The following is a 17565-nucleotide window of genomic DNA, read 5'->3' on the forward strand; positions in this document are numbered from 1 at the left end:
TGCTGTGCAACCCCAAGTCGTGGTTCAGGATCCGGGTCCCGTGAACGGCGGGCTCCAGGGTCCGAGATTACGGCACCGGGGCGCGCGCCACACATCACACCCGTAAAACCGGCGCGCGCCCGCGCGGCCCGTAACCCCGGGGGTTCCGGGCCGCGTGAACACCGGGTGGCTAGGAGATCTTCACCGGATTGACGACGTCCGCGATGAGCACCAGGACGGTGAAGCAGACGAAGATCCCGGCCACCACGTACGCCACCGGCATGAGCCTGGCGACGTCGAACGGGCCCGGGTCGGGGCGGCGCAGCACCCTGGCCAGGTTGCGCCGCAGGGCCTCCCACAGGGCGCCCGCGATGTGCCCGCCGTCCAGCGGGAGCAGCGGGAGCATGTTGAACAGGAACAGGGAGAGGTTGAACATCCCGAGCATCATCACGAACATCGCCAGTTGCTGGGAGGCGGGGATGTCCAGGGTGGCGATGTCGCCGGTGATGCGGGCGGCGCCGACGATGCCGACCGGGGAGTCCGGTTCGCGCGGGCCGTCGCCGAAGGCGGCGTCCCACAGGGCGGGGATCTTGCCGGGCAGCGCGGCGAGGGAGTCGACGGCGTCGCCGACCCGGTCGGTCATCCAGGACACGGAGTCGTCGAAGTCCATCCTGACCACGCCGGTGGCGGCGCCGAAGCCGAGGAAGCCGGCCTTGACGTACTCGCCCTGGACGTAGCCACCGTTGGAGTCCTTCTTGGCGACCAGGTTGGTGGCGATCTCGGCGTGCAGGGTGAGCCGCTTGCCGTCGCGCTCCACGACGATCGGCACGTTCTTGCCCGCGCTGTCCCGGATGAGGTCCGAGAGGGTGTCCCAGTTCTTGGTGGGCCTGCCGTCGAAGGAGACGATCTTGTCGCGCGCGTGCAGGCCGGCGGCCTGGGCCGGGGAGGGCTTGTCGGACTTCGCGCAGGTGTCGCGGTTCTCGCTCTGGGCGATGACGCAGGGCGAGACGGAGGCGACGGTGGTGGTCTGCTGCTGGACGCCCAGGCCCATCAGCACGGAGAAGAACAGGCCGATCGCGAGGACCAGGTTCATGAAGGGCCCGGCGAACATGACGATGACCCGTTTCCACGGTTTGCGCGTGTAGAACATGCGCGTCTCGTCGCCGGGCCGGAGTTCCTCGTAGGCCGCCGAGCGGGCGTCCTCGATCATGCCGCGCCACGGGGAGGTGGAGCGGGCGGCGACGCGGCCCTGGTCGTCGGGCGGGAACATGCCGATCATGCGGATGTAGCCGCCGGCCGGGATGGCCTTGATGCCGTACTCGGTCTCGCCCTTCTTGCGTGACCAGATGGTGGGGCCGAAGCCGACCATGTACTGGGGCACGCGGATGCCGAAGAGCTTGGCCGTGGACAGGTGTCCCAGCTCGTGCCAGGCGATGGAGACGAGCAGGCCGATCACGAAGACCACTATGCCGAGGATGAACATCAAGGTCGTCATGCACGCGCCTCCGCGGTCGCCGTCGTGGCTGTGAGTTCGCGGGCCCGGGCCCGGGCCCAGGTCTCCGCTTCGAGGACGTCCGACACGGTGAGCGAAGTTCCCGTGACCGGCGTGCCGTGTTCCTCGACCACCCGGGTGACGGTCTCCATGATCCCGTTGAAGGGCAGCGCGCCGTCCAGGAAGGCCGCGACGCACTCCTCGTTGGCCGCATTGAACACCGCCGGGGCCGTGCCCGCGAGCCGGCCCACGTGCCGGGCGAGGTTCACGGAGGGGAAGGCCTCGTTGTCCAGTGGGAAGAATTCCCAGGTGGAGGCCCTGCTCCAGTCGAAGGCGGGAGCGGCGTCGGGGACGCGTTCGGGCCAGCCGAGGCCGATGGCGATGGGTCCGCGCATGTCGGGGGGCGTCGCCTGGGCGATCGTGGAGCCGTCGGTGAACTCGACCATCGAGTGGACGTACGACTGGGGGTGCACGACGACCTCGATGCGGTCGAAGGGGATGTCGTACAGCAGGTGTGCCTCGATGACCTCCAGCCCCTTGTTGACCAGCGTCGCGGAGTTCACCGTGATCACCGGGCCCATCGCCCAGGTGGGGTGGGCGAGGGCGTCCTGGACGGTGACGCCGGCCAGCTCGGCCTTGGTCCGGCCGCGGAAGGGGCCGCCGGAGGCGGTGACGACGAGCTTGCGCACATCGGCGCGGGTGCCGGCGGCGAGGGCCTGGAAGAGGGCCGCGTGCTCGGAGTCCACCGGGATGATCTGGCCGGGCTTGGCGAGCGCGGTGACCAGCGGGCCGCCGACGATCAGCGACTCCTTGTTGGCGAGCGCGAGGGTGCGGCCCGCCTCCAGGGCGGCCAGGGTCGGGGCGAGGCCGATGGAGCCGGTGATGCCGTTCAGGACGGTGTGGCACTCGGAGGCGGCGACCTGGGTGGCCGCGTCGGGCCCGGCGAGGATCTCGGGCAGCGGCTCGGTGCCGTACGCGGCGGCGAGCGCCTCGCGCAGCGCGGGTACGACGTCCTCGCGGGCGACCGCCACGGTCCGCACCCGCAGCCGGTGGGCCTGCTCGGCGAGGAGGGCCACCCGGCCGCCGTTCGCGGACAGGGCGGTGACCCGGAAGCGGTCGGGGTTGCGCAGCACGAGGTCGATGGCCTGGGTGCCGATGGATCCGGTGGAGCCGAGGATCACCACGTCCTTGGGTCCGTCGGCGGCGACGGGGTCGTAGACGAGGTGCGGATCGGCGAGGGGTGCCGGATGGGCGGGACTGTCGGTCATCCTCCCATTGTTGCGGCAAGCGGCGGCGGGCCGGACAGTGCGTCCCCCGGGTGGGTGCGGTGGCCGGAATTCCTCCTGTGAAACCAGCATGAAGATCTTGTGATAAACACTTCGTTCCGCATGATTCACGGACGACATCCTGGGGGGATATCTCCATGCGCTCTGTGCGCCTCCGCGCCGCCCTGCCCGCGCTCGCGGGCGCGGCCCTGCTCACCGGCACCCTGCTCAGCACCCCGGCCCAGGCCGCCGGCGGTGTGAAGATCCACCGCGTGTGGTTCGACAGCCCCGGCTCGGACAACCGCTCCAACAAGAGCCTGAACGGCGAGTGGGTCCAGCTGAAGAACACCAGCGGCCAGGCCGTCTCGCTCAAGGGCTGGGTGCTGAAGGACGCCTCCAACCACAAGTACGTCTTCCCGAACATCAAGATCGGCGCCGGGAAGTACCTCAAGATCCACACCGGCAGCGGCACGAACACCGCGGCCGACCGGTACCAGGGCCGCCGCGCCTACGTCTGGAACAACGACAAGGACACGGCCACCCTGACCAAGGCCAACGGCGGCAAGGTCGCCTCCTGCTCCTGGACGACTCGGGACCCGAGCGACAAGTACTGCTAACTCCCGTAGGGGCGGCGGGCGTTCTCGCGCGCCGAGGGTCCGGGGGTCGCGTCGGCGATCCACGGGCCCGGTCCCGACGGGTCGAGGACGCCCTCCTCCAGCCAGGTGTGGGAGCCGGCCAGGACCGCCTTGACCAGCGTCCGGTCCAGGTCGTCGGTGTTGGTCCACAGGCGGGTGAACAGTTCGTCCACTCGGACGCGGGCCTGGTGGCAGAAGGCGTCGGCGAGCTGGTATGCCTCGCGGCCGTGCCTGCCCTCGGCGCGCAGCCGCTCGGCGCGTACGCAGGCCGCGCTCATCGCGAACAGTTCGGCGCCGATGTCCACCACCCGGCCGAGGAAGCCCTGCCTGGACTCCATCCGGCCCTGCCAGCGGGACATGCCGTAGAAGGTGGAGCGGGCGAGCCTGCGGGCGGTGCGCTCGATGTGGCGCAGGTGCCCGGAGAGGTCGATGTCGTGCCGGAACTCGGCGTACGACGTGGGGAGTTGACCGGGCCCCGCGAGGAGTTTCGGGAGCCACTTGGCGTAGAAGACTCCCGCGTTCGCGCCCGCCCTCGCCTTGTCGGCCAGGGACTTGTCGGGGTCGATGAGGTCGCCGGCGACCGAGAGGTGGGTGTCCACCGCCTCCCGGGCGATCAGCAGGTGCATGATCTCCGTCGAGCCCTCGAAGATGCGGTTGATGCGCAGGTCGCGCAGGATCTGCTCGGCCGGGACCGGGCGTTCGCCGCGCGCCCGGAGGGAATCGGCCGTCTCGTAGCCGCGTCCGCCGCGGATCTGGACCAGTTCGTCGGCCATCCTCCAGGCCATCTCCGAGCCGTAGAGCTTGGCGAGGGCGGCCTCGATGCGGATGTCGTGGCGGTCCTCGTCGGCCATCTGCGAGGACAGGTCGAGCACCGCCTCCAGGGCGAAGGTCGTCGCCGCGATGAACGCGATCTTCGAGCCGACGGCCTCGTGCAGCGCGACCGGCTTGCCCCACTGCTCGCGCTCCGCCGCCCACTCGCGGGCGATCTTCAGACACCACTTGCCGGCGCCCGCGCACATCGCGGGCAGCGACAGCCGGCCGGTGTTCAGCGTGGTCAGCGCGATCTTCAGACCGGCGCCCTCGGGGCCGATCCGGTGTGCCGCCGGGACCCTGACCCGGTGGAAGCGGGTGACGCCGTTCTCGATGCCGCGCAGGCCCATGAAGGCGTTGCGGTTCTCCACGGTGATGCCCGCGGAGGCGGCCTCCACCACGAACGCGGTGATGCCGCCCGGGTGCCCCTCGGACTCCGGCACCCGCGCCATGACGACGAGCAGATCGGCGACCACCCCGTTGGTGGTCCACAGCTTCACCCCGTCCAGGACGTACTCGTCGCCCTCGGGTACGGCCGTGGTGGCCAGCCGGGCCGGGTCGGAGCCCACGTCCGGCTCGGTGAGCAGGAACGCCGAGATGTCGGTGCGGGCGCAGCGGGGCAGGAAGGCGTCCTTCTGCTCCTGGGTGCCGAACAGCTTCAGCGGCTGCGGCACGCCGATCGACTGGTGGGCGGAGAGCAGCGCGCCGACGGCGGGGCTGACGGAGCCGACCAGGGCGAGGGCCTTGTTGTAGTAGAGCTGGGTGAGGCCGAGGCCGCCGTACCGGGGGTCGATCTTCATGCCGAGGGCGCCCAGTTCCTTCAGGCCCGCCACCACCTCGTCGGGGATGCGGGCCTCGCGCTCGATGCGGGCCGGGTCGATCTCCGTCTCGCAGAAGGCGCGCAGCCTCGCCAGGAACTCCTCGCCGCGCCGGACGGACTCCTCGTCGGGCAGCGGGTGCGGGTGGATGAGGTCGAGCCGGAAGCGCCCGAGGAACAGCTCCTTGGCGAAGCTGGGCCCCCGCCAGTCCCGCTGCCGTGCGGCCTCCGCCACCCGGCGGGCCTCGCGCTCGGTGACGGTGGTGCGTGGGGTGGTGGTGGCGGACATCGAGGCTCACCTCGCCGCGGAGAAGGACGACCGGGACCGATCGGCACCGACCGGTGCTACTGGATCGTTGGTACCTGAAACGGGCGGGGCCCACCACTCGGACGGAGCCGGCCGGGTCTAGCGTGGACCTTCGGTGGCCGGGGCCCGGCACGGAGGTTGCCGGGACGAGGCCGGGAACAGGGGTTGAGCAGCGTTGTCGAAGCGCTTCGACAGCTATGGACAGCCCGACTCCCTTGGCGTTAGGGTCATTCCCACCCTCACCCACCCTGTTGGTAAAGCGCGGTGTCGAAGCGCTTCACAAAGCTTGGAGAGCCGGATGGTCACCCTCGCCGAGGTCGCCCAGCACGCCGGAGTCTCGGCGAGCACGGTGAGCTATGTCCTCAGCGGCAAGCGGTCCATCTCCGCCACCACCCGGCAGCGGGTCGAGCGGAGCATCCGGGAACTCGGCTACCACCCGAACGCGGGCGCCCGCGCCCTGGCCGGCAAGCGGTCGAACATCATCGCGCTGATGATCCCGCTGCGCACCGACCTGTACGTGCCGGTGATGATGGAGATCGCCATCGCCGTGGCCACCACCGCCCGCACGCACGGCTACGACGTCCTGCTGCTCACCGGCGAGGAGGGCCCCGACGCGGTGCGCCGGGTCACCGGCAGCGGGCTGGCCGACGCGATGATCCTGATGGACGTCGAGCTGGAGGACGAGCGGCTGCCGCTGCTGCGGGGCACCGACCAGCCCTCCGTACTGATCGGGCTGCCCGCCGACACCGGCGGTCTGACCTGCGTGGACCTGGACTGGAGCGCGACCGGCGCGCTGTGCGTGGAGCACCTGGCCGGGCTCGGGCACCGCGACATCGCCGTCATCGGCGAGGCCCCGGCGGTCTACGAACGGCACACCGGCTTCGCCGAGCGCACCCTGGACGGGCTGCGCTCCGCGGCCCGTCAGACGGGCGTGCGGCTGCTGCACCGGCCGTGCGAGGGCGGCTACGACGCGATGGCCCTCACCCTGGCCCGGGTCTTCGACGAGCGCCCGGCGACGAGCGGGTTCGTGGTGCAGAACGAGTCGGCGGTGGAGCCGCTGCTCGCGCTGCTGCGCCAGCAGGGCCGGGCGGTGCCCGAGGACGTGTCCGTGGTCGCGATCTGCCCGGACCAGGTCGCCGTGCAGGCGTCGGTGCGGCTGACCTCGGTGGCCATCCCGGCCCAGGAGATGGGCCGGCGGGCCGTGGAGCGCCTGGTGGCCAAGCTGGACGGGCGCGGCGGCGACGAGGTGGTCCTGCTCGCGCCCGAGCTGACCCGGCGGGCGAGTTCGGGACCGGCGCCGGCCGCGTCCTGACGGCGCGGGGCCGGTCCCGGTGGGTCAACCGCCGCTGACGGTCAGGTTGTTGGTCGTGAAGTCCAGACCGCCGGACGAGGACGTGATCTCGTAGCCGAACTGGACGTCACCGATGGTCTCGTTGCCGAACCAGCCCTTCGTGTCCTTGATCCACTTCAGGATCGGCAGGATGTTCACCGTGCCGGAGGCGGAGTTGGAGGTGCGGATGAAGGAGAAGACCTCGTTGGCGCCGTTGTTGCCCTTGTAGACGGCCCAGGAGTGCCCGCCCAGCGTCACGTTGCCCTGCGCGGTGCCCAGGGGGCCGACGGGTCCGGTCTTGTTGACCCAGAGCATGATCTCGTAGTCGTAGTCCGTGTCCCAGATGTCGTACGACGTGTTGTACGCGCCGGACGCCGGAACGGTGACGTTGTAGGTGCTGGTGAGCGAGGTCAGGGAGGTGATCGGCTTGTTGATCACCTTCTTGGCGTTGGGGTAGGACTTGATGCCGCCGGTGTTGGGGTGGTCGGCGTGCACGCCCCAGTTGGTGCCGGAGTTGGCCCAGACGCACTGGCTGCCGGCGCCTGAGCCCCAGATGTTGTTGTAGAGGGTGTAGCCGTTCAGGGTGGTGTTGCCCCACTGGTCGCAGGTGTTCCAGACGGCGGCGGAGGCCGGTGCCGAGGCGAGGCCGACGGTGGCGCCGAGGGCGAGTGCGGGGGCGATCAGGGCCTTGGCGACCCTGCTGATGGTGCTCGTTGCCATGGCGTCCCTTCCATGGGTGGGGGTGTGGGGAGTGTTCACCGCGCCCTCAGGGTGAGGACGCGGTCTTCCCCGGCGACCAGTTCGAGGGGTTCGGTGCCGGAGGAAGTCCGCAGTTCGACGCGGCCGGTGCGGCCGGGCCGTACGACCGCCCGGGCGCCGTCGGGGCCCCAGGCGAGGTCGACCTCCGCGCCGAACCGGGTGCGGATGCCGCGCAGTTCGCCGCGCGGGCAGGTGTCCGGGACGGCGGGGAGCAGGATCAGGCGGTCCGGGGTGGACTGCAGGAGCGTCTCGATGAGCACTCCGGGGAGGGTGTGCGCGGCGTCCGCGTTGTAGACGGCGCGGCGGGGGTAGTGGGCGCTCATCAGGGAGGCGTGGAAGAAGTCGCCGTCGAGGACCCGGCGCAGGGCACGGCCGGCCCGGTCCCCGTCGCCAAGCCGGGCGGCGATCAGGGCGTGGTGCAGATGGCCGTGGGCGGAGTCGTTCTCGGCGCCGCGCAGCCGGAGCGCCCGGTGGGCGGCGGCGGCCAGGCGCGGGGTGTCGTACGGGGTGATCTCCTCCAGGGGCCAGACGCCGTAGAGGTGGCTGAGGTGGCGGTGGTCGTAGGTGTCGTGGAGGCCGGGCCAGGCCCATTCGGCCAGGGCACCGTCGGAGTTGATCCGGTGCGGGGGCAGCCGCTCGGCCAACGCCCGCCATTTAGCGGCCTGTTCGGGGTGGTAGCGGGCGGCGGTGAGCAGGGTGTGCCGGGCGGCGGAGAGGTCCATGGCCGCGTTGAGCGCTCCCCAGCTTCCGTTCGCGGGCCGGTTCTCCGGGGAGTAGGAGGGCACGACGACGAGGCGGCCGTCGCCGTCGGTGCGGGTGAGGAAGTCCTCGTAGAAGAGGGCGGCCTCGGCGAGGGCGGCGGCGGTGCGCGGATCGTGCTCGCCGCGGATCTCGTCGTGGTCGACCAGCGGTTTGAGCAGCCAGTCGGCGCCCGCGGTCCACAGGTGCAGCGGGTACTCGCGGCTGAAGTGGTACGTCAGCCCGGACTCGCCGTCGCTGTGCGAGGGCGCGACCGCTCCCCGGGTGCCGAAGATCGCGCGGGCGTTGGCCCGCCAGTGCGGCAGCTGCCGGGCGACGAAGGCGGCCAGCGCCTCGGTGACCTCGGGGAGTGCGGCGGCGGGCGCGGCGGCGGTCTGGAGGTTGAGATTGGCGTTGGTGGTGAATGCCCCGGACCAGGCGGTGTCCCAGTCGCCGGTCCACAGTCCGGTGAGCCGGGGCGGGTGGTGGCCGCTGCTGGAGAGCAGGTGGTAGCGGCCGGCCGCGAACAGCCGCTCCAGCAGGGCCGGGCTGTGCGGGCGCTCGAGCAGTGCGGAGCCGGGCAGGGCGCGCTCGGCGGGATCGGCGCCGAGGTCGAGGGCGGCCCGCAGATAGGCGGGGCGGTGGTGGACGAGATGGCGGGCGAGCAGGCCGTCGTAGGGGCGTTCGGTGCCGTCGAGCAGGTCCTGGAGGCGCCGGGACTCGGCGATGACGTCCGCCTCGCCGGTGTGCCGGAGCACCCGGGTGAGCAGCAGCGCGGAACGGCAGCCGGTGACGCGGACGCCCGGCGGGGTGAGTTCCGTCCGGCCGCCGGTGACGGCGACGAGGGTGACGCCGGTGTAGGCGCGGTCGCTGTCCGGGTACCGCACGCGCAGGCTCAGCAGGGCGCCCTCGGCGGTGAGCAGCGCGCCGTGCCCGACCCGCAGCCCGGCCGGGGCGCCCGGCAGCCGGTGGTCCAGGGTGACGGCCAGGTCGCCGGCGGTGACCTCGTGCACGATCACGTCGTCCGCGCGGGAGACGAAGACCCGGCCGACGGCGCCGCGGCCGGTCGCGGTGACCTCGCCGCTGGTGAAGTCGACGGCCCGGCGCACCTCCCGCCCGCCGCCCGCCGGACGGCGCACCCGGACCTGGAAGGCGGGGTGGAAGGGCTGCACCCACTGGAGCGGACGGCCGTCGGTGAAGCGTTCGGCGGCGGTGAGGTCGCCGGCGAGCAGCCGGTCCTGGAGCCGGGGCAGGGCGGCGGCCAGCCGGGGCGGCCGGGCGTGTTCGCCGCCGTTGGGCCGGACGAGGGTGTGCTGGGTGACGATGACCCGCTCGTCGTCCGGGTCACCGAACACAAGGGCGCCATGGTGGCCGTTGCCGCTCAGGAAGGCGTCCTCCCAGCGCGCGGCCGGGGCCGGTTCCCAGGTGCCGTGGACCGGCGTGGCGCTCATGACCGCAGCACCGCCACGCCGTGGCGGCCGAGGGTGACCGTGTCCGTGACGTCCGTACCGCCGAGCAGGTCGCGGTGGGTGCCCGGGACCGGGACGGTGACCGGCTCCCGCCCGTGGTTCAGCAGGAACAGCAGCTCCCCCCGGCGCACCGCCTCCACCGTCCCGGGCAGTCCGTCCAGCACCGGCCGGACCCCGGCCGCGGCGGCGACGCGGGCCAGCAGGGAGCGCAGCGCCTCCGGTTCGGGCAGCGTGGACAGGTACCAGGCGCGGTCCCGGCGCAGTACGGCGGGCAGCCCGTCCAGTTCCCCGCCCCGGTAGGGGACGGTCTCGGCGGCCCCGGGTTCCGGCTCGATCTCCTCCGACCACAGCGTGCCGCGGAATCCCTCGCAGGCGACGGTCTCCCCCGCCTCCAGCGGCCACCACTCGTGCAGGGTGCGGATGCCGAACAGCTCGCGCAGCCGGGCGTCCATGCCGCCGGGGCGGACCCGGTCGTCCTCGTCGACGACGCCGGTGAGGAAGCCGCAGACGAGGGTGCCGCCCGCACGGGTGTACGCGAGGAGGTTCGCGAGGGCGGAGTCGGTGAGGAGGTACGACTGCGGGGCGACGACGAGCCGGTAGCCGGACAGGTCGTCCTCCGGGTGGGCGAAGTCGGCGGTGAGGTTGGCCTCCCACAGGGCGCGGTGCCAGGCGGTGAGCACCTCGGGGTAGTCGACCAGAGTCGACAGGCGCCCCTCGTGGTCCGCGGCCCACCAGGAGTGCCAGTCGTGCAGGATCGCCACGTCGGCGGTGATCCGGGTGCCGGAGACCTGGTCCGCGACCCGGGCGAGGTCGGCGCCGAGCCGCTTGACCTCCTGGAACGTACGCCCTTCGGGCCCCGCGTGGCTGACCATCCCGGAGTGGAACTTCTCGGCGCCCTGCCGGGACTGGCGCCACTGGAAGTAGCAGACGGCGTCGGCGCCGCGGGCGACGGCCTGGAAGGACCACAGCCGGTTCAGCCCGCGCGGCTTGGGGTGGTTCACCCCGCGCCAGTTGACCGGCCCGGCCGCCTGTTCCATCAGCATCCACGGCCCGCGCGCCTGCGACCGGGTGAGGTCCTGCACCAGCGCGGCGCGCTGGGCGCCGAGCGGGTCGCGCGGGTCGGGATACAGGTCGACGGAGACGACGTCCTCCTCGCGGGCCCAGCGCCAGCCGTCCTGCCCGGTCCACAGCGGCATGAAGTTGGTGGTCACCGGCAGGTGCGGGGTGTGCCGGCGGACGATGTCCCGTTCGGCGGTGCAGCACTCCAGGAGCATGTCGGAGGTGAACCGCCGGAAGTCCAGCACCTGGGCGGGGTTCTTCAGGTAGTGCGGGCGGCGCGGCGGCAGGATGCCGTCCCAGGTGTCGTAGCCCTGGCTCCAGAAGGCCGTCCCCCAGGCGGAGTTGAGGGCGTCCAGGGTGCCGTACTTCTCCCGTAGCCAGCGGCGGAAGGCGGCGGCGGCCTCGTCGCCGTGGTCGAAGGTGCAGTACTCGTTGTTGATGTGCCACATGATCAGCGCCGGGTGGCGGGCGTAACGGGCGGCCAGGTCCTCGGTGATGGCGGCGGCGTACCGGCGGTAGGTGGCGCTGGAGTGCGAGAAGTGCTGCCGCCCGCCCCACCACTCGATGCGGCCGTCGGCGTCCCGGGGCAGGGTGTCCGGGTGCAGCCGGCCCATCCAGGGCGGCGGGGAGGAGGTGGGCGTGGCGAGGACGACCCCGACGCCGTGCTCGTGCAGCAGGTCCATCAGCCGGTCCAGCCAGCCGAACTCCCGCGCGCCCGGCTCCGGTTCGAGCCGGGACCAGGAGAAGACGCCGAGCGTGACGGAGTTGACCCCGGCCTCCCGCATCAGCCGGACGTCCTCCTGCCAGGTCTCCTCCGGCCACTGCTCGGGGTTGTAGTCGCCGCCGAAGAGGATGCGGCCCCGGGTGACGTCGGCGAGGGCCGGCCTCATGCGGGCTCCCCGTACTGGATGCCCCGCCCGTTGGTGCCGAGGTAGACCCGGCCGTACCGGCGCGGGTCGCCGGTGACGGTCTGCCCGGTCCAGCCCCACTGGTGGGCGTCGTCGTTGACGCGGACCCAGGTGCGGCCGCCGTCGTCGGAGCGCAGGACGGCCACGCCGGAGCCGGGGAGCGCGCCCACGTGGTAGACGGCCGGGTAGCTCGCGCCGGGGGCGGCCTTGCCGAACCCGACGGTGTACGAGGCCCGGATCCCGTCGGCCCTGGTGAAGCCCGCCCCCGCGTCGGTGGACCGGTACAGCCCGTGTTCCTTGGCACTCACCCACAGGTCACCCGTCCGCCCCGGGGCCGCCGCGAGCTGGAACTGGCTGTCTCCGGAGGGCAGTTGTGCGTACCGGGCGACGAAGGTGCGCCCGTGGTCGGTACTGGCGTACAGGGTCCCGGTGTCGGTGTCGTAGGCGTGGAAGACGGCCGGGTCGACGGGGTCGGCGACCGGGGTGGCGCCCTTGGGGAAGGACGGCACCTCGGCCCAGGTGCGCCCACCGTCCGCCGAGCGGTGGGCGGGATGCTTGGTGCCGTCCCCGTGCACGAAGCTCCACAGCAGCACGCTGCCGTCGGCGCTGACGGCGATGGGGCCGGGGGCATCTTCGGCGAGGGCGGGCTGGGCCGGGAACGGCGTCCAGGTGCGTCCGCCGTCGGTGGAGAAGGCGCCGTTGCCGTGGTCGCCCCAGCCGGTGCGCACGACGTACGACGGTTTCGCCACGGCCAGCGCGAGACCGGTCGCCGTGCCGAAGACGGGGTTCGTGGCCATGCCGGGCTTCGGGGAGGTGGTCAGCCGCTCGTGGTACAGCACGCCGATGTCGCCGTTGCCGCTGATCAGGTGGGCCCGGCCGGTGGGCGGCGAGATCAGTTGCCGGACCGAGGTCTCCTCCAGCCCGCGGACCCGGGGCGCCCAGTGGACGAGGTCGCGGGTGCCGTAGACGGTGGCGCCGGTGCCGTAGAGGATGTGCGCGCTGTCGTACGGATCCACGGCCACTGCCTGGATCCACCAGCCGAACTTCGGTGAGCCCGCGCCCCAGTTGAGGTACGGCGTCTCGGACACGTCGAGTACGGCCGTGTCCTTCAGGGAGACCCAGCTGCGGCCGCCGTCCGTGCTGCGGTACAGCGTGTCGACCGCCGACCAGCGGTTGTTGGTCGACACCACGACCGTGCCCGGCCGGCCGGCGGCCACGGCGACCCCGCCGTAGCCGAAGGTGTCGGCGCCGCCCGGGACGACCGGGGTGACATCACTCCAGGCACCGGTGACCGTGTCCAGCCTGTGCACGCTGCCGGTGCTCTGCCCGTTGGGGCCGGGCGCGTCGGCGTACGTGACGTACAGCGCGTGGGCGCGGGGGTCGTGGGCGGCGCGTACCGGAACCCTGGCGGAGGCACCGGCCGGCTGCCCCGGGACGGCTTCCCAGGTGGCGCCGTCGGTGGTGCGGTACAGGTTCGGGCGCGCGCTCGTGCCGTCGCCGTCGCCCCAGCCGGCGTAGAGGGCACGGCCGGCGGCGACGAGCAGGGTGACACCTTGGCCGGTGCCGCTCGGCGTGGGCGGGAACGTGGTCTGTCTCACCCAACTGACGCCCCGGTCGGTGGACTTGAGCAGCCCGTCGTGGCGGGTCCCCAGCCACAGGGTGTCGCTGTCGCGGGGGTCGACGAGGAGCCGTTCGCCGGTGCCGCGGCCGTCCTCGTTGGCGCCGAGCCGGACGGGGAGGGCGGTACGGTGCCAGGTGCGGCCGCGGTCCTCCGAGCGCAGGAGGGCTCCGTCGCCGGCCCAGGGCTGGGTGTACGTGCCGAGCGCCAGGTACAGCCGGTCGGGGTGGGCCGGGTCGACCGCCAGGGCCTCCACGCCGAGCAGGTTCCAGTCGTCCCAGCCAAGGTGGTCGGTCAGGGGGGTCCAGCGGTCGGTGTCCCGGTCCCAGCGGTAGGCCCCGCCGATGTCGGTGCGGGCGTAGGCCAGGCCGGGGGTGGTGGGGTGGAAGAGGAGACCGGTGACGAATCCGGTACCGCCGATGACGGCGGTGCGCCAGCGGTACGGCTGCCGTTCGGCTTCGGCCGCGTGTACGTGGGTGGGCATGCCTGCCAGTGCGGCGGCGGCCGCCGTTCCGGCGAGGACGGTTCTGCGGGTGGGCATGGGTACCTCGGCTGGGGAGTCTGGGTGGGTGGTCCGACAGGGGCCCGCAGGGCGCCGGAGCGCGGGGCAGCGCCCCGAAGGGGCGCGGGGAACCGCGCGATCAGCCACGACGGATCCGCGGTCGCCGACGAACCGCACCGCCCCCTTCCATGGGCGCCCCGGTCACCCCTTCACCGCCCCCGTCAGCATCCCCTTCCGGAAATGCTTCTGGACGAACGGCGAGAGGACGGCCACCGGCAGCAGGGCCAGGACCATCACGGCCATCTGGACGGCCAGCGGCGACAGTTGCCCGGTGTTGATCTGGGCCGACAGCCCCACCGGCCGTTCCTGCTTCTGCACGAGCTGGATCATCACGTTCTGCAGCGGCATCATCTTCTGGTCGGTCAGATAGATCGACGCGTTGAACCACGCGCTCCAGTACCCGACCGCGTAGAACAGCGTGATCACCGCGAGCACGGCCCGGGACAGCGGCAGCACGATCCGCCACAGGATCCGCCAGTCCCCCGCCCCGTCGATCCGCGCGCTGTCCACGAGTTCGGGCGAGATGCCCATGAAGAACCCGCGCAGCACGAGGATGTTGAACACGCTCACCGCGCTCGGCAGGATCAGCGCCAGATAGGTGTCGGTGAGGCCGAGCGCCTGCACCAGCAGGTACGTCGGGATGAGCCCGGCGCCGAAGAACATCGTGGCGAGCAGCGTCATCAGGATCCAGCGGTGGCCCAGCGAGTCCCGGCGGGACAGGCCGTAGGCGCACAGCACCGACACCGTCATGCTGAACAGCGTGCCGACGAGGGTCACCCCGACGCTGACCAGCGCGGCCCGCTGCACCTGGCCGCCGCCGAGCAGCTCCTGGTAGGCGACGAAGGTGATGCCCTTGGGGATCACCACGAGCCCGCCGGTGTCGTCGATGACCTTCTTCGGGGACAGGCTGGTGACGATGACGATCCACAGCGGGAAGAGCACGGCGAAGCACGCGATCCCGAGGACCAGCCCCTTCGCGGCGAGCCCGGCCTTCGCCGGCTCCTCCTCCCAGACCGGCCGGGGCGGCGCGGCCCACCGGCTCCGCTCGCGCACGCCCTCCGGCACCGGCCGGTCGACCACGGCGCTCACTTCTTGTACACCCCCTGCTCGCCCATCAGGTGGGCCGCCTTGTTCGCCACGAGGACGAGGGACAGTCCGACGACGCCCTTGATCAGGCCGGCCGCCGCCGCGTAGCTGAAGTCCTGGTTGCGGATGCCGTTCCACCACACGTACGTGTCCAGCACCTCGGAGGCGTCCGGGCCGACCGCCTGCCGCTGGAGCAGGAACTGCTCGAAGCCGACGGTGAGGGCGTCGCCGACGCGCAGCACCAGCAGCAGGGCGATCACCGGGCGCAGCGCGGGCAGCGTGATGTGCCACATGCGGCGCCAGCGCCCGGCGCCGTCCATCGCGGCGGCCTCGTACAGGTCGTGGGGGACGGCGGCGAGGGCCGCGAGGAAGACGATGATGCCCCAGCCGGCGTCCTTCCAGACCATCTCGGCGGTCACCAGGTACTTGAAGACCGCCGGGTCGGTCATGATGTCGAAGCCCGGGTGCCCGTGTTCGCGCAGGGCCTGCGCGAGGACGCCGGCGCCGCCGAAGATCTGCTGGAAGACGGTGACGACCAGCACCCAGGAGAAGAAGTGCGGCAGATACATGACCGCCTGGGCGACGGCGCGGACCCGGGGCCGGACCACGCTGTTGATGAGCAGGGCCAGCGCGATCGGGATCGGGAAGAACAGCACCAGCTGGAGCAGGAACAGGACGAACGTGTTCCGCACGGCGTGCCAGAACCCGGCGTCCTGGACGACCCGTTCGAACTGTTCCAGGCCGACCCAGGGGCTCTGGAAGACGGCGATGAAGCCGTTGTCGCTGAGGTAGGGGTCGTAGTCCTGGAAGGCGACGACGTTGCCGAGGATCGGGACGTAGTTGAAGACCAGGAGCAGCAGCACCACGGGCAGGGTCATCAGGATCAGGGTGCGGTCGCGCCGCAGCCTGGTGCGCAGGCCGACCCGCGGGGCCCGCTCCCGGCGGCCGGTGGCGCCGCCGGACGCCGCCGGTTTCCGCTTCGCCCCGGTGCCACTGCGGGGGACCGTGCTGGTCACCGCGCCGAACCGGTGGTGTCGAGCAGCTCGCGGTACCAGTCGCGCAGGTCGTCGCCGCCCTGCTTCTTCCACTCGGAGACCGCCTGCTGCACGTCGCCGATCTTCTTCCGGCCGCGCACGACGTCGTCCTCCAACTGCTCGAAGTCGTCGGCGAGGTTGGACCAGCGGCCCGGCTCGGTGATCGTCAGGCCGTAGAAGGAGGACTTCTTGGTGAAGGCGCCCATGCGCTGCTGCCACTCGACCATGCCCCGGGTGACCTCGGGGAAGTCGGGGTGGGCGACGTAGGCGGCGGGCTTGCCGGTGTAGTCGAAGGCGCCGAGGACCTCGTTGACGCCCTTCGTGGTCTTGGTGGGCACGCCCTTCCTGTCCAGGGTGAAGTCGGTGCCCTCGACGCCGTATTCGGCGAGCAGCCGCTCCTTGGTGCCGTAGGGGGCGGCGCAGAAGTTGGCGATGGCGAGGAAGTCCTTGATCTTCTGCTCGGACGCCTTCCGGTTGACGAAGGTGAAGATGTTGCAGGGCTGACCCGCCCACAGCACGGGGTCGCCGCCGTCGTGGGTGAAGATGTCCATCGCGGCCATCTCGAAGTCCGGGTTCTGGGCGTGCTGTTCGGAGGTCTTGCCGAACCAGTCGGACAGGTCGTTGTTGTAGACGAGCAGCTTGCCCGCGGTGAAGCGGGTACCGGCCGGGTTGGCGGTCTTGCCGGCCTTGTCGTCGGGGTGGACCACCCCGGCGGCGAACAGCTTGCGGGCCCATTCCAGGGCTTCGAGGTACTCCTCGGTCTCGATGCGGTTGATCAGCTTGCCGCCCCGGAGGTTCCACCACAGCGCCTTGTCACCGCCGTTGAGGACGCCGAAGGCGTTGAACGCGGTCCACTTCATGTCGGAGCAGGCCCACACCCCGCCCTTGGCGTCGGTGGCCTCCTTCGCCCAGGCGAGGAATTCGTCGGTGCTCCTGGGGAGTTGCCAGCCGCGTTCGTCGAAGACGTCCTTGCGGTAGAAGGGCGCGATGTTGGGGACGTAGGAGCCGGGCAGCGGGATCGCGCGCAGCTGTCCGCCGAAGATGCAGCGCTGCCAGGCGTCGGTGGGGACGGCGGCGAGGTTGGGGTAGTCCTTGACCTTGTCGCCGGACAGGTAGGGGCCGAGGTCGGCGAACTTGGCGTTGACGGCGTTGGGGATCTTGCCGTTCAGGTTCCAGCCGGGGACGACCACGACGTCCGGGATGTCGCTGGAGGCGAGGATCGCGCCGAGCTTCTCGTCGTAGGTGTTGCCGTCCTGGTTCTGCCACCTGGTCTTGACGCCGATGGCCTCGTTCATGGCCGTGTAGTACGGGTTGCCGTTGTCCGGCGGGGTGCCCCACAGCGGTGCCATGATCGTCAGCTCGCCGCCGCTGCCGAGTTTCCTCGGCACCGAGGTCTTGAGCCGGTCGGGGGCGATGGCCTTGGTGAAGCCGGCCGAGGAGCCGTTCTTCGCGGGGATGTCGGGGGCGACGACGCTCGATGCCACGTACGCGGGGAGGATCTTCCGGGCCGCCTTGCCCGAGGTGGTGCCTTCCTTGCGGCCCTCCTGCCCGCCGCCGCAGGCGGTGAGCAGCGGGAGTCCGCCGGCCACCGCCGCGGTGGCGACCGCGGTGGAGGCGAGGAAGCTTCTCCTGCTGGGGGCGGAGGAGGCGGCGTTCGGCGTCATTGCGTCAACCCTTCATGGCGCACCGGGACACCC

The 17565-nt window shown here is 71.8% G+C and carries 12 protein-coding genes; 2 read left to right on the forward strand and 10 right to left on the reverse strand.

What is annotated here, in order from left to right; genetic code table 11:
* Positions 1 to 169: 169 nt before the first annotated feature.
* The gene (locus ACSURM_RS10785) at positions 170 to 1474 is read right to left on the reverse strand and encodes a M50 family metallopeptidase (protein WP_436954786.1); all 1305 of its coding nucleotides are present in this window, start codon (positions 1472 to 1474) and stop codon (positions 170 to 172) included.
* Positions 1471 to 2739: a 1-deoxy-D-xylulose-5-phosphate reductoisomerase gene (gene dxr / locus ACSURM_RS10790; protein ID WP_436954787.1), complete on the reverse strand. Its 1269-nt coding sequence runs from the start codon at positions 2737 to 2739 to the stop codon at positions 1471 to 1473. The genes ACSURM_RS10785 and dxr overlap by 4 nt, the downstream gene beginning before the upstream one ends.
* A gap of 155 nt (positions 2740 to 2894) precedes the next feature.
* Here dxr and ACSURM_RS10795 point away from each other — a divergent pair, with 155 nt between their 5' ends.
* Positions 2895 to 3353: a lamin tail domain-containing protein gene (locus tag ACSURM_RS10795; RefSeq protein WP_436954788.1), complete on the forward strand. Its 459-nt coding sequence runs from the start codon at positions 2895 to 2897 to the stop codon at positions 3351 to 3353.
* On the opposite strand, the gene ACSURM_RS10800 is transcribed toward ACSURM_RS10795, so the two are convergent.
* Positions 3350 to 5287, reverse strand: a complete 1938-nt coding sequence (locus tag ACSURM_RS10800) for an acyl-CoA dehydrogenase family protein (RefSeq protein ID WP_436954789.1) — start codon at positions 5285 to 5287, stop codon at positions 3350 to 3352. The genes ACSURM_RS10795 and ACSURM_RS10800 overlap by 4 nt on opposite strands.
* A gap of 316 nt (positions 5288 to 5603) precedes the next feature.
* Between ACSURM_RS10800 and ACSURM_RS10805 the strand changes: the two genes are divergently transcribed.
* A complete protein-coding gene (locus ACSURM_RS10805; RefSeq protein ID WP_436954790.1) occupies positions 5604 to 6617 on the forward strand; it encodes a LacI family DNA-binding transcriptional regulator in 1014 nt (337 codons plus the stop codon).
* A 24-nt stretch (positions 6618 to 6641) separates the two neighbouring features.
* Here ACSURM_RS10805 and ACSURM_RS10810 read toward each other — a convergent pair whose 3' ends face one another.
* From ACSURM_RS10810 to ACSURM_RS10840, 7 genes are all read right to left on the reverse strand, one after another.
* A complete protein-coding gene (locus ACSURM_RS10810; RefSeq protein ID WP_436954791.1) occupies positions 6642 to 7355 on the reverse strand; it encodes a glycoside hydrolase family 12 protein in 714 nt (237 codons plus the stop codon).
* Between the two features lie 35 nt (positions 7356 to 7390).
* Complete coding sequence (locus tag ACSURM_RS10815) at positions 7391 to 9583, reverse strand: glycosyl hydrolase family 95 catalytic domain-containing protein (protein ID WP_436954792.1); 2193 nt, start codon at positions 9581 to 9583, stop codon at positions 7391 to 7393.
* Complete coding sequence (locus ACSURM_RS10820) at positions 9580 to 11550, reverse strand: beta-galactosidase (RefSeq protein ID WP_436954794.1); 1971 nt, start codon at positions 11548 to 11550, stop codon at positions 9580 to 9582. Before ACSURM_RS10820 ends, ACSURM_RS10815 begins: the two co-directional genes overlap by 4 nt.
* Entirely contained in the window at positions 11547 to 13727 is a 2181-nt protein-coding gene (locus tag ACSURM_RS10825; RefSeq protein ID WP_436954796.1) for a 1,4-beta-glucanase, read from the reverse strand. Before ACSURM_RS10825 ends, ACSURM_RS10820 begins: the two co-directional genes overlap by 4 nt.
* Positions 13728 to 13889: 162 nt before the next feature.
* Entirely contained in the window at positions 13890 to 14837 is a 948-nt protein-coding gene (locus tag ACSURM_RS10830) for a carbohydrate ABC transporter permease (RefSeq protein WP_359046251.1), read from the reverse strand.
* Positions 14834 to 15850, reverse strand: coding sequence for an ABC transporter permease (locus ACSURM_RS10835; RefSeq protein ID WP_436954797.1), 1017 nt, complete (start codon positions 15848 to 15850; stop codon positions 14834 to 14836). The genes ACSURM_RS10830 and ACSURM_RS10835 overlap by 4 nt, the downstream gene beginning before the upstream one ends.
* Positions 15847 to 17532: an extracellular solute-binding protein gene (locus tag ACSURM_RS10840; protein WP_436954799.1), complete on the reverse strand. Its 1686-nt coding sequence runs from the start codon at positions 17530 to 17532 to the stop codon at positions 15847 to 15849. Before ACSURM_RS10840 ends, ACSURM_RS10835 begins: the two co-directional genes overlap by 4 nt.
* Between the last annotated feature and the right edge of the window lie 33 nt (positions 17533 to 17565).

It is taken from the genome of Streptomyces sp. SudanB182_2057 (genome assembly GCF_964272715.1).
In the GTDB taxonomy this organism is placed as follows: Bacteria; Actinomycetota; Actinomycetes; order Streptomycetales; family Streptomycetaceae; genus Streptomyces; species Streptomyces rubradiris.

What these genes read in the sequence shown, in the direction of transcription:
- ACSURM_RS10815 (WP_436954792.1), bottom strand. Translation starts at nt 9,583, where the DNA reads ATGAGCGCCACGCCGGTCCACGGCACCTGGGAACCGGCCCCGGCCGCG.
- ACSURM_RS10820 (WP_436954794.1), bottom strand. Translation starts at nt 11,550, where the DNA reads ATGAGGCCGGCCCTCGCCGACGTCACCCGGGGCCGCATCCTCTTCGGC.
- dxr (WP_436954787.1), bottom strand. Translation starts at nt 2,739, where the DNA reads ATGACCGACAGTCCCGCCCATCCGGCACCCCTCGCCGATCCGCACCTC.
- ACSURM_RS10785 (WP_436954786.1), bottom strand. Translation starts at nt 1,474, where the DNA reads ATGACGACCTTGATGTTCATCCTCGGCATAGTGGTCTTCGTGATCGGC.
- ACSURM_RS10800 (WP_436954789.1), bottom strand. Translation starts at nt 5,287, where the DNA reads ATGTCCGCCACCACCACCCCACGCACCACCGTCACCGAGCGCGAGGCC.
- ACSURM_RS10840 (WP_436954799.1), bottom strand. Translation starts at nt 17,532, where the DNA reads ATGACGCCGAACGCCGCCTCCTCCGCCCCCAGCAGGAGAAGCTTCCTC.
- ACSURM_RS10810 (WP_436954791.1), bottom strand. Translation starts at nt 7,355, where the DNA reads ATGGCAACGAGCACCATCAGCAGGGTCGCCAAGGCCCTGATCGCCCCC.
- ACSURM_RS10805 (WP_436954790.1), top strand. Translation starts at nt 5,604, where the DNA reads ATGGTCACCCTCGCCGAGGTCGCCCAGCACGCCGGAGTCTCGGCGAGC.
- ACSURM_RS10795 (WP_436954788.1), top strand. Translation starts at nt 2,895, where the DNA reads ATGCGCTCTGTGCGCCTCCGCGCCGCCCTGCCCGCGCTCGCGGGCGCG.
- ACSURM_RS10825 (WP_436954796.1), bottom strand. Translation starts at nt 13,727, where the DNA reads ATGCCCACCCGCAGAACCGTCCTCGCCGGAACGGCGGCCGCCGCCGCA.